The sequence below is a fragment of the Acidovorax sp. WCS2018Noco2-16 genome, from assembly GCF_031843945.1.
GTDB lineage: Bacteria > Pseudomonadota > Gammaproteobacteria > Burkholderiales > Burkholderiaceae_C > Paracidovorax.
On the sequence record NZ_JAVTJJ010000008.1, the window covers coordinates 157,411 to 168,417 of the forward strand.

General features: G+C 65.0%; 12 protein-coding genes and 1 tRNA gene. 9 read left to right on the forward strand and 4 right to left on the reverse strand.

The window, feature by feature from the left end; translation table 11 throughout:
* Positions 1 to 60: 60 nt before the first annotated feature.
* Positions 61 to 954 (reverse strand): MurR/RpiR family transcriptional regulator, encoded by an 894-nt coding sequence (locus tag RQI28_RS15695; protein WP_311223595.1) that lies wholly within the window; start codon positions 952 to 954, stop codon positions 61 to 63.
* A gap of 150 nt (positions 955 to 1,104) precedes the next feature.
* Here RQI28_RS15695 and RQI28_RS15700 point away from each other — a divergent pair, with 150 nt between their 5' ends.
* The 5 genes from RQI28_RS15700 to RQI28_RS15720 all read left to right on the forward strand — a co-directional run bounded on the left by RQI28_RS15700 (position 1,105) and on the right by RQI28_RS15720 (position 5,579).
* A complete protein-coding gene (locus tag RQI28_RS15700) occupies positions 1,105 to 2,295 on the forward strand; it encodes a M20 family metallopeptidase (RefSeq protein WP_311223596.1) in 1,191 nt (396 codons plus the stop codon).
* Between the two features lie 55 nt (positions 2,296 to 2,350).
* Complete coding sequence (locus RQI28_RS15705; protein ID WP_311223597.1) at positions 2,351 to 3,388, forward strand: tripartite tricarboxylate transporter substrate binding protein BugE; 1,038 nt, start codon at positions 2,351 to 2,353, stop codon at positions 3,386 to 3,388.
* Between the two features lie 101 nt (positions 3,389 to 3,489).
* Positions 3,490 to 4,194, forward strand: coding sequence for a hypothetical protein (locus tag RQI28_RS15710; RefSeq protein ID WP_311223598.1), 705 nt, complete (start codon positions 3,490 to 3,492; stop codon positions 4,192 to 4,194).
* 222 nt (positions 4,195 to 4,416) lie between these two features.
* Positions 4,417 to 5,394 carry a GMP reductase gene (locus RQI28_RS15715; RefSeq protein ID WP_311223599.1) on the forward strand — a complete coding sequence of 326 codons (978 nt, stop codon included), beginning with the start codon at positions 4,417 to 4,419 and terminating at the stop codon, positions 5,392 to 5,394.
* Between the two features lie 109 nt (positions 5,395 to 5,503).
* Positions 5,504 to 5,579, forward strand: a tRNA-Lys gene (locus RQI28_RS15720).
* 222 nt (positions 5,580 to 5,801) lie between these two features.
* On the opposite strand, the gene RQI28_RS15725 is transcribed toward RQI28_RS15720, so the two are convergent.
* Positions 5,802 to 6,218: a response regulator gene (locus RQI28_RS15725; RefSeq protein WP_311223600.1), complete on the reverse strand. Its 417-nt coding sequence runs from the start codon at positions 6,216 to 6,218 to the stop codon at positions 5,802 to 5,804.
* 119 nt (positions 6,219 to 6,337) lie between these two features.
* Entirely contained in the window at positions 6,338 to 7,645 is a 1,308-nt protein-coding gene (locus RQI28_RS15730) for a HAMP domain-containing sensor histidine kinase (RefSeq protein ID WP_311223601.1), read from the reverse strand.
* A 288-nt stretch (positions 7,646 to 7,933) separates the two neighbouring features.
* Here RQI28_RS15730 and RQI28_RS15735 point away from each other — a divergent pair, with 288 nt between their 5' ends.
* The 4 genes from RQI28_RS15735 to RQI28_RS15750 all read left to right on the forward strand — a co-directional run bounded on the left by RQI28_RS15735 (position 7,934) and on the right by RQI28_RS15750 (position 10,229).
* Positions 7,934 to 8,152, forward strand: a complete 219-nt coding sequence (locus tag RQI28_RS15735) for a DUF3606 domain-containing protein (protein ID WP_311223602.1) — start codon at positions 7,934 to 7,936, stop codon at positions 8,150 to 8,152.
* 81 nt (positions 8,153 to 8,233) lie between these two features.
* On the forward strand, positions 8,234 to 8,602 hold the full coding sequence (locus RQI28_RS15740) for a DUF2946 family protein (RefSeq protein WP_311223603.1): 369 nt from the start codon (positions 8,234 to 8,236) through the stop codon (positions 8,600 to 8,602).
* A 112-nt stretch (positions 8,603 to 8,714) separates the two neighbouring features.
* Complete coding sequence (locus tag RQI28_RS15745; protein WP_311223604.1) at positions 8,715 to 9,203, forward strand: copper chaperone PCu(A)C; 489 nt, start codon at positions 8,715 to 8,717, stop codon at positions 9,201 to 9,203.
* 57 nt (positions 9,204 to 9,260) lie between these two features.
* Entirely contained in the window at positions 9,261 to 10,229 is a 969-nt protein-coding gene (locus tag RQI28_RS15750) for a helical backbone metal receptor (RefSeq protein WP_311223605.1), read from the forward strand.
* Positions 10,230 to 10,385: 156 nt separating this feature from the next.
* Here RQI28_RS15750 and RQI28_RS15755 read toward each other — a convergent pair.
* Positions 10,386 to 11,007 (reverse strand): vWA domain-containing protein (locus tag RQI28_RS15755; protein WP_404976966.1); only part of this gene is annotated, 622 nt, incomplete at its 5' end.

Here is an 11,007-nt window from a genome sequence, read left to right on the forward strand (position 1 = left end):
CCCGGCCCCAGGAGCGAGCAAGGGCGTTGACGCTGGGGTGGTGCCCGCAAGCTCGTCAGCTCACCTCAGCCGGCGCGGCGTGGGCGTGCGGCGCAGTCCATCCACCGCATCGGCCTCGAACCCCTTCCACAGCGTATCGCGCCGCTGCAAGGCGCGGGCCACCTCATCCGGGCGCAATTGCGCCACGGCGGACACCAGGGCGTTGGCCAAAAAGAACGCGGCGGTGTACGAATCGAAGGGCGAGGCGTTGGCGGTGCCCACCAGCAGCGTGTGGTCTGCGCAGGCCACGATGGGCGCAGCCACGCTGTCGGTTATAGCCAGCACCAGGCAGCCTTGGTCTCGAAAATGCCGCGCCGCCATCAGCGCGCCGTTGGAATAGCGGCGGATGGTGAAGACCAGCAGCACGTCTTGTGGCTCCACCCACAGCAATCTGTCGACCGCGAACGGGGCACCGATGCCGAGCTCCTGCACGCCGGGGCGGCACATGTTCAGGTGGGTGGTCAGGTACGACGCCACGGGCGTGCTGTTCTTTTCCGCCATCACTAGCACGCGGCCGGTGCAATCGCTGATCGCCCGGGCAAAGGCTTCGAACACAGCCATGTCCAACCTCTGGCGCGTGGCAGCGATGTTGTGCTGATCGTGCAAGACCGCGTCGTCCACGCATTCCGCCAGGCTGCGCGCGCTGCCGATGGTGGCGGTGGTGCGTTGCGCGGGCGTCTGCAAGAGCGCGGTGACTTCGGTGCGGGCCTCGCGCCGCACTTCGGCCAGGCTGGCATAGCCTAACTTGGCAAAAAGACGAACCACGGTCGATGCACTGGTGCCGGCGCGCGACGCCATGGCGCTGGCTGAGTCGAGCAGCCCGTCGGGATAGTTGCGCAGCAGATGGTCCACCAGCGCACGCTCGCTGGCCGTGAGGGCCGCGGCTTGAAGAACCAGTCGGTCGGTGAGCAGCATTGGAGGGATGTAGTGGCAGCCGACCGGGCGGGCGGCGACAAGAAGCGAATTCAGCCCGCAAAGCATAGCCGCGTGAAGCGTGGAGCAGCACCATTGCAATGAATGTTGCAAACAAATTATGATGACTGAAACATTCATTTCAATCACGCCATGACCACGCTGACCTCCACGCCCCTTGCCTCACTGCCTCCAGCCGCCGCGACGCCCCTGCTCGACTGGCTCGCGTCCCAGGAAGCCGCCATGTTCGAGCTGCTGGCTCAGGTGGTGAACGTAGACAGCGGCAGTGGCCAGGAAGCCGGCGTCAAGCAGGTCGCCGCACTGCTGCGCGCGCATCTGGAAGCCGCCGGCATCACGGTGCAGACTTTGCCGGAGCCTGGCTGGGGCGAATGTCTGCTGGCGCGCATTCCCGGCACCGGTGCAGCGTCGGCTCCGGGCCATCTGCAGTTGATGGGACACATGGATACCGTGTTTCCGGCCGGCACCGTCGCCCAGCGGCCCTGGAGGGTGGAGGGCCACAAGGCCTTCGGCCCCGGCGTGGCCGACATGAAGTCGGGCCTGGTGATGAATGTGTTCGTGGCCGAGGCGTTGGCGCGCTTCGGCGGTAACGCGTCGCCGGTGCAGCTGTTCTTCTCTTGCGACGAAGAAGTGGGCTCACCCGCCTGCCGCACGGTGATCCGCGAGGTGTCGCAGGGCGCGCGCGCCGTGCTGAACGCCGAGCCCGGCCGCATCAGCGGCAACGTGGTGATCGAGCGCAAGGGCTCGTACCGCATCGACTTCGAAGTGCAGGGCGTGGCCGCGCATGCCGGCATCAACCCCGCGCAAGGCGCCAGTGCCATCGATGCGCTGGCCCGCAAGATTCTGGCGTTGCATGCACTGAACGGCTGCGAGCCAGGCATCACCGTGAACGTGGGCTTCGTGCAGGGCGGCATGGCGTCCAACGTGGTGGCACCGCAGGCCATGGCCCATGTCGATTTGCGCTACACGGCCGAAAACGATCTGAAAAGCATCCTGGAGAGCATCCACGCGGTGATCGAGGAAGAATCGCTGCCACGCACCAGCGGACGCATCGTGCAGCAGACCGGCTCGTTGCCCATGGCGCGCACGCCCGCTGACCTGCTGCAGATCTACCAGCAATCGGCCGCTCAGGTCGGCTTTGCCGTGGAAGGCGAGTCCACGGGGGGCGCGGCCGACAGCGGCATCACCTCGTCGATGGGCATTCCGTCGCTGTGCGCGCTGGGCCCGGTCGGCGGCTATGCCCACAGCGAGCGCGAATTCTGCGACCTGTCCACCTTCGTGCCGCGTGCGCAAGCGCTGGCGCTGACCCTGCTAGCACTGCGCTGAACGCCTGCACCGCACCCTCTTCAATTCAACTCTCACTTCGACGCACTTCATCACCATGCAATATCTCACCGCCTCCTTGCGTGCTGCCAGCAAAGCTCCATCGCGCCGCGCCATCCTCGGCGCCGGCATGGGCCTGGCCCTGTCCGGCTTCGCTGGCCTGCCGGCGCTGCCCGTCCATGCAGCCGACGACAAGTACCCCACGCGTCCGATCACGCTGGTGGTGCCCTTTCCGCCCGGCGGCTCGGTCGATGTGATGGCACGCCAGTACAGCGAATCGCTGGGGCGCATCCTCGGCGTGCCGATCGTCATCGAGAACAAGCCCGGTGCGGGCGGCTCCATCGGCACGCAATTCGTCGCACGCTCCAAGGCTGACGGCTACACCCTGGTGGCCTCATCGCAAAGCAGCCACCTGGCCAACCCGCTGGTGCAGCCCAACCTGGGCTACGACCCGATCAAGGACTTCGAGAACATCGCCATGCTCGGCCGCCAGCCCAACGTGCTGGTGGTGCACCCCAGCGTGCCGGCCAAGAACTTCGCGGAGTTCGTGGCGTACCTGAAGGCCCAGGACGGCCAGGTCAACTTTGCCAGCGCGGGTGCGGGCAGCATGGGCCAGCTCAACGCAGAAGCCTTTCTGCTGGCCGTGGGCGCGAAGGGCGTTCACATTCCTTACCGTGGTGGCTCGCCGCACATCACGGCCGTGCTGGCCAACGAAGTGCAATTCATCTTCGACAACCTGGTCACGTTTTTGCCCCACATTCAAGCGGGCAAGCTGCGGGCACTGGCCGTGGCGTCGCCCACGCGCATCGCACAGCTGCCCGACGTGCCGACCTTTGGCGAGCTGGGCCAGCCCGGGTTGAACCAGACGTCCTGGACCGGCATCGCTGCCCCGGCCGGCACGCCACCCGCGATCGTGCAGGCGCTGCACAAGGCGATTCGCACGGCGGCCACCGAGCCTGCCATGGTCGAGAACCTCAAGGCGCGCGGCGTGATCCCGCCCGAAGAAATGACGCCCGCCGCGTTTGAAAAGATGATGTCCGACCGCCTTGTCAGCTACGGCGACGTGGTGCGTCGCGCCAACATCAAGCCGGAATGATCTTGGCCTGAGCAACGCTGGGGAACTCAAGGGAGGAACGTCCCGATGCGCCGGTTGAGCGCTTGTGGGAACATGGCGCACCACCCCTTCCCGTCCCCGCCATGCGCTCTTTTCTCACCGTTGCCCTGATCGCCAGCACACCGCTGCTGGCACACGCCCAGTCCACCTGCACCAGCGACGGACAGCCTCAGCCGGTCGCGCTGGTCGAACGCTTTATCAGCGCCGACTGCGAGAGCTGCTGGGCCGAATCGACCAGGCATACGCCCGGCCCCTCTGCAGTGGTGGTCGACTGGATCGTGCCCAGCGCCAGCACAGGCGACGAAGCGCCCCTGGCCGCAGCGGCCACGCGCGATGCACTGGAGCGGCTGCAGCAACTGCAACGCCCTGCTCCAAACAGATCGGACACCCACGTCAGCGATATCGCCAGCCCCGCACCTGGGCGCCTGCGCGTGATGGTCGGCCCGGCAGTCAACGACTACCGGGGCGTCGCCATCAGCGTGCACCGCAAGGGCGCCCGCCCGGCGCCTGCAGCCGGGTACCGCTACACACTGCTGCTGATCGAGACCATTCCCGCTGGTACCGAGGGCACGACGACTCCGCGCCATCTGGCACGAAATGCCCTGCAAGACTCATGGAATAAGCGCAACCAGCTACCAAAAGGTGAGCAGTGGCTCTGGACGGAAAGCCGCTCCATGCGCATTCCGGAGGGCGCAGACCCAGACCGCATGAGCGTGGTGGGCTGGCTGGAAGATGCATCCGGCCACATCGTGGCAGCGGCACAGTCGCGCTGCGCGGCCCCACGTTGATGGGCATGCGCCACGGCAGCGCGGGCACGACGCGGTTATTGCCACAGGGGTAGAATCAGTCACCGGGCCCAAGTTTTTTGGTGTCCGGTTTTTTCATGGTGCCTGCGCACAGCAGGGCTCGGCAACGCCGCACGGCGCGCCCACCGAACCGGTCTCCAAGCCAAGCGCCCCATCGCGTCGGAAATCTCTCCTTCGCGACCTTTCACAGGAGCTTGGAATCTCATGGAAATCTTCGACTACGACAACGTTCTTCTGCTGCCGCGCAAATGCAGCGTGGAAAGCCGCTCCGAGTGCGACACCAGCGTCACACTGGGCGAGCGCAGCTTCCGCCTGCCGGCGGTGCCGGCCAACATGAAGACCGTGGTGGACGAAAAAATCTGCCGCTGGCTGGCAGCCAACGGTTACTTCTACGTCATGCACCGGTTCGATCTGGACAACGTGCAGTTCGTGCGCGACATGCATGCGGCTGGCACCTTCGCGTCGATCTCGCTCGGCGTGAAGCAGCCCGACTACGACACGGTGGACCAATTAGCCGCCGCTGGACTGACGCCCGAATACATCACCATCGACATCGCCCACGGCCATGCCGACACGGTCAGGAAAATGATCGGCTACCTGAAGGACAAGCTGCCCCGCTCGTTCGTCATTGCGGGCAACGTGGGCACGCCCGAGGCGATCATCGACCTGGAAAACTGGGGCGCCGACGCAACCAAGGTGGGCATCGGCCCGGGCAAGGTGTGCATCACCAAGCTCAAGACCGGCTTTGGCACGGGTGGCTGGCAGCTCTCCGCGTTGAAGTGGTGCGCGCGCGTGGCCACCAAACCCATCATTGCCGACGGCGGCATCCGCGACCATGGCGACATCGCCAAGAGTATTCGCTTCGGCGCCACCATGGTCATGATCGGCTCGCTGTTCGCAGGCCATGAAGAATCGCCCGGCAAGACGGTAGAAGTCGATGGCGCGCTCTTCAAGGAGTACTACGGCTCGGCCAGCGACTTCAACAAGGGCGAATACAAGCACGTCGAAGGCAAGCGCATTCTCGAGCCCGTCAAGGGCCCGTTGGCGCACACGCTCATCGAGATGGAGCAGGACGTACAAAGCTCCATCAGCTATTCGGGCGGCAAGAAACTGATGGACGTGCGCAAGGTTAATTACGTGATCCTGGGTGGCGACAACGCGGGAGAGCATCTGCTGATGTGATGGGCACCGCATCCGTTTTCAGCGTACGTTTCTGCGCGCCGCTTGCGGCCACTATGAAAAATAGTGCATAATTCGAGTCTCTGCTTCAGAGCAGAAACGAATTAAAAGTGGGTTCTTAGCTCAGTTGGTAGAGCAGCGGACTCTTAATCCGTAGGTCGAGTGTTCGAGTCACTCAGGACCCACCACTTACAAGCCGCAAGGCAACTAAAGCCGATGCTATTAATTTGATAGCATCGGTTTTTTTATTGGCCAGCCAGATGATCGATCGCGGAATGAGACTGGCCCGTCTGCATGGAGCACGTCGTCCCGGCAGTGGCCATCTGTCCCACCGCTGAATCTCCCAGATCGGCACGGCGATACGGACCTACGCCGCCTATTTGTATGTATCGCACCTAGGCCGCAGAAGCTCAACCGGGTGCGCCATGTCGATACATACAGTAATCGAAGAACTGTTCGAGCTCGGTGGACTTGTCGAACACTGCCTTGGCGCCCAAGGTCATGCAGCGTTCTCGCACGTCGGGGGTGGCAAAGTTGGTGAGCACCACGACTTCACGCTCCGGATCCCAGGGGCCGAGTGCTTTCAATACGTCAAGGCCCGAACCGTTGCGCAAAAACAAGTCGAGCACCATCAAGCTCCACTGATGCGGAACATCACGCGCCGCTTTGATGGCATCCATAGCGGTTTCCGCGAAAGCGACGACCTGAATGCCGGCTAGCTCCGACATGGCGGGCATCAAAGTGTCGCGGATCGTTTGGTTGTCTTCGACAAGAATGGCGTAGAGGGGCATGAGGGGATAGGTCGATTCGCCGGCCAACTGCAGCAATCCCGACTTTGCTGGGCTGATCACCCACACACCGTAGGACGACGACCTTGGCCGTCGTATGAAAGGCTGAAACCCTCGCCCATCGAGAGTAAGGGCTAACCGCAATGCGACAGAAGCTTTTAATTGGAGCGCCGCCTGTCGATCATCTTGGGGATGCGTATCAAAAAGGTCGTGCCCTGGTTGAGCCCCGCACTGACCGCCTTCACCTCGCCATGGTGAAGCTCCACAACGCGCTGAACCAGCGCCAGACCGATGCCCATGCCATCGGCAGCCAGCGCTGACTTGCGGTCGACTTGGGCGTACAGCTCAAAAATGCGTTCAAGCTGGTCATCCGACAAGCCGATTCCCGTGTCGCTCACCCGAAGCTCCACATGTTGCTCGTATTGCGTTGCGGCCAGTTGGATCGTGCCACCCTCGGGCGTGTATTTGATGGCATTCGTCAGCAGATTCACTAGCACCTGCACCATCTTGGCCGAATCTACCTTGATGCGCAGACCCGGAACGCCGGGCTCCAGTACGAAGCGATGGCCTGCAGCCTCAGCCTGGGCTTGGACGGCCTGGGCCGATGCCAGCAGCAAGTCCGACACCCGGCATTCGTCCAGGTTCAGCTCGACAATGCCCAACCGAATCTTGCCCAGCTCGACCAGCTCTTCGACCATCACCGACATGCGGCGCAGTTGCGCGCGTATGACGTCGAGCGGCCTCAGCTGCTCATTGGAACCGGTCCGCGCACGCAATACCGACTCGGCCAGCGCGATCGAGCTGAGCGGGTTGCGCAATTCGTGCGCCAGCGAAAGGATGAAGTTCTCTACCCGCTTTTCCTGTAGTTCCTGTTCTGCGGCGACTTGGCGGGCCTCCCGTGCATCCATCAACGATTTGACAGCAGCGCCCACGAACACCGCAAGGTTCTCGCAGATGCGCGCATCTTGCCGGGTAAAGCCTCGCCGGTTGTCGTGCACCCCCACCCACAAAGTGCCGACCGGAATCCCATGGAGCGTGAGCACAGGCACCATGAGTCGCTCGGTCATCGCAGGAAAACCGTCCTGCCCGGGTGCATCCAGCACGGTCGGACCGATGAGAACGGCTGTGCCTGCGTCCAGACAAACGGCGCACGGACTGGCTTCACGTGGCAGCACTCTTGACTCCAAGGCGTGCAGCACGCCTCTGACCGCAGCCCATCGGAACACGGGGTTGGACTGATCGTCCTTGTCTTGCAAACTGATGCCGGCAGTCTGGCCGCCCGTGAGATCCAGCGCGACCTGCGCGACCCGACCCAGCAGTTCCTCGGGGGAACTGGAAAGCATCGACGCCAGGCGCATGAGTGTTGCGATCTGGGCAGCGTCTTGATCTTCACGCGAAGGTCGCTGATCCAACAATTCGGTCAGTACCTTGACCTCCCGGTACCTGGCGCTCAACGAGCCATGCATGAGACTCCTCAGCTCTGATGTTCGGACCATGGTTATAACTGTGTTTATCCGCAGTTCGATGTGTCTTTTGACATGTTGCCATCGCGGACTCGCCCGTGCTTTGCCGTCGTATCGTTGGATGGGAGGTCGCAAGTCGTTTGGGTGTGTCCGCTCAACCCAGCACGTCGCCCACGGCATGGCTGCGCATGGACAGCAACGGGCTTGGCCTACAGCCCACCCCATCGCCCGCCGCTAATGTCAAGGCTCTCACCCCTTAACTTCCAACCGCCGCAAGGCATGGAGACCGCCATGAGCGCAGACAATAACGCCGCCGCCGCCCGTATTTCTCTGGACGACACTGCGTCCGTAGCCCAGTGGGCAGACAAGCTCGACGTCACCGAGCAACAGATTCAGGACGCAGTCGCCACCGTGGGCGACAAAGCGTCGGATGTGGAGTTGCACCTGAAGGGCACGCGCAGCACCACCAACGACGACCGGATCGAGCAGGCAGGCGCAGGCAACGCCTGACGGTTTCAGTTGGAGCCGCGCGCGCGGCGCGCACAACACCCCAGGTGATTTGAATGCGCCCGCATCCATAATCGCCGCACCATGCTGCATGCCCTGCGTTCCACCCGCCAATTCGCCCGCTTTGTGCTGGTGTGGTTCGGTATGGCGCTGGGCGCAGCTGCAGCCTCGCCATTGCTGCAGGTGGCTACGCCTGGCGGTGCGCTGACGGCCATCTGCTCGGGCGACGGCGCATTGCGCCAGGCCGTGGGCCCAGACGGTGCTGAGCCGACTGCAGCGCACATGCATACGCTGGACTGCCCTTTGTGCACAGGGCCCGCCATTTTCGGAAGCTCGGCCGTGACGCGGGCCGAGATGGCGTTCTGCGACGACGTGCTACCGGTGCGCGCCTTCATATCGCCAACGACTCGGCAAGCCGGCGCCTCGCTGCCGCCGCGCGGGCCGCCCGCGTGAACAGCACCTCTCGCCCCTGCTGCGCCCTGCCACCGACGTCGATGGCCCATCGGCTTGCCTTTTCGCACCGGTGGCCCAGCGCTCAAACCATCCATTTGCTAAAGAATCGTTCATGAAAACAACCTTTTCCACCCTCACACTCACCGCCGCGCTGCTCGCGGCAACCGCCACCGCCCAAGCCCAGGTCACCGTGCAAGGCGCCTGGGTGCGCGCCACCGTGCCGCAGCAAAAAGCCACCGGCGCCTTCATGCGCCTGCAATCCACCAAGGACACGCGCCTGGTGTCGGTCAGCACCCCTGCCGCGCCGATTGCCGAAGTCCATGAAATGAAACTGGTGGACAACGTGATGAAGATGCGCGCGGTCAACAGCGTGGACGTGCCCGCCGGCAAGCCGGTGGATCTGCAGCCGGGCGGCTTTCACGTGATGCTGATGGACCTGCCCGCTGCCGTGAAGCAGGGCGACACCGTGCCGCTGACGCTGGTGTTCGAAGGCAAGGACGGCCAGCGCGAAACCGTTCAGGTGCAGGCGCAGGCACGCGCCGTGGGCGCTGCGGCACCGGCCGCCGGCCATGGCGATCACGGCGGTGCGCACAAGCACTGACGAGCGCGCCACCCAGCCGTTCGGCAAGCGGGAATGGGCCGGCACAATGCAGCCTGCATGCCCGCCGCCCACCGCTCCTCTCTTTCTCGCTCCCGCTTTTCCGTGCCTTTGCCGCCACCCGCGCCGCGCCTCAACCGAGGACGGGTGTGGGCGCCGGCGCTGCTGACCTGCCTGCTGATGGCGGCGGGCATGGCGCGGGGCGGCCCGATCCGCATTGCCGACGACCGCCAGCAGACGCTGGAGCTGCCGCGCCCGGCGCTGCGCATCGTGTCGCTGCAGCCCTCGCTGACGGAGACCGTGTGCGCCCTGGGCGCGTGCGATCGGCTGGTGGGCGTGGACCGCCATTCCAACTGGCCCGCCGCCGTGCGACAGCTGCCACAGGTGGGCAGCCTTGCCGAGGCGAACATCGAGCGCATCGTCGCTTTGAAACCTGACTTGGTCTTGCTGCGCCCGCGCAACCGCGTGGCCGAGCGGCTGGAAGCGCTGGGCATCAAGGTGCTGGCGCTGGATGCACGCACGCACGCCGACATGCGTCGCCACATGGAGCTGGTGGCCCAGGCCATCGGCCAGCCCGGTGCGGGCGAGGCGCTCTGGCGGCGCACCGATGCGGCGCTGGACGCAGCCAAGGCGCGCGTGCCTGCCGCGTGGAAAGGCCGGCGCGTGTACTTCGAACTGCACGGCGGCGCGGCCGCTGCCAGCGAGGCTTCTTTCATCGGCGAGACGCTGACGCGCCTGGGGCTGCGCAACGTCGTGCCGGCGCAGCTGGGCCTCTACCCCAAGCTGGGCCCGGAATACGTGGTGCGCGCCGACCCCGACCTGCTGATCACCCACGCCGGCCGGGGCGCCCCACCGCCTGCCGCGCGGCCTGGCTGGGGTGCGATTCCCGCGCTGCGCGCCGGGCGCCTGTGCCGCATCGGCGAGACGCATTTCGACGTGCTGGTGCGCGCGGGGCCACGCATAGACGAGGCCGCGATGGAGATTCTGGCGTGCCTGGAATCGGTGGACAGGCGAGCGCACCTTGAATGAGCCGCTGGCAATTGCTATGAAATAAATAGCTGCTAGCGCTTGCTGCTCAAGCGATTGATAATCTTATCTATCTCAAACCCTTTTGAATCAAGCGCAAGCAGCTATTGTTTCTGCAGCAAACGATGCTGTTTGCTTGACCAGCCGTCCACCCAGCAATCAGCCTGGCACCGCCTGCCACGCATCGGCTGACAGGTAGCGCGCCTGCCACTGCGCGGCCAGCGCTGCCGCCCGGTGCAAAGCGACGCGCCCGGACTCGAAATCGACGATGCACGCCGTGTGCGCCGCAGCCGGGCGCGGCGGCTGCTCCCGCGTGCGGCCATCGGTCAGCAGCCACAGCCAGCCTTGGCCGTGCCTGCCTGGCCCGATGGCGCGCGACAAAACCTGCGCCGCCCGATCCACCCCGCGCGCCAGCGGCGTGCCGCCGCCGCCGCCGATGGGCGTGACCCAGTCGTCGTTCCACGCGCCGGCCTTTTGCGGCGGCAGACGCAGCTCCACCCGCGCGCCGGCAAAGCAGACCAGCGCCACGTCGTCTCGTTGTCGATAGGCCTCCGCCATCAGCGCCAGCAGCACGCCCTTGGCCCGCGCCAGCGCGCCGCTGGTGGCCATGGAGGCCGAGCAGTCCAGCACGAAGCAATGCAGTCGGCCGTCTTGCACGGGCGACGGACGGCGGTGCAAGTGCTCTGGCCGCAACGGCCCAGCACCGCGTGCGGTGAAGGTGCGCGGCCAGTCCCAGCTGCCGTGGTCGTCGCCGCCAGTGCGCGTTGCCAATGCCGGCGCC